This window comes from Tamlana crocina (genome assembly GCF_012037625.1).
On sequence record NZ_JAAVJS010000907.1, the window covers coordinates 1 to 278 of the forward strand.

General features: G+C 54.7%; 1 protein-coding gene. It reads right to left on the reverse strand.

The window, feature by feature from the left end; all coding sequences use genetic code 11:
• Window positions 1-278 (reverse strand): hypothetical protein (locus tag HC176_RS19470; protein WP_209309850.1); only part of this gene is annotated, 278 nt, incomplete at both ends.

A 278-nucleotide genomic window follows, 5' to 3' on the forward strand; every position in this document is an offset into this window, starting at 1 on the left:
GGGAAGAACCATAGCTTGCGGTACTCGCCGTCGATCCACTCCTTAGAGGCGGTGCAATGCCAAACGCCGTAGATGTGCTTAGAGACGTAGTTTGTGCCGAGCTTGACGCTGGCGAGCCAGTCTTTTGAGGCGCTGCCCGGATGAGCATCGGGGATAGCGTCGTAAATTTTGCCTAGAGAGTGCTGCACATTGACCGGCATCGCGATGTCGTACGGCTGGAACTCAGAGCCTAAGTCGAACATATCGACGTCCATGGAGGTGATGTAACCGGTTTTGTT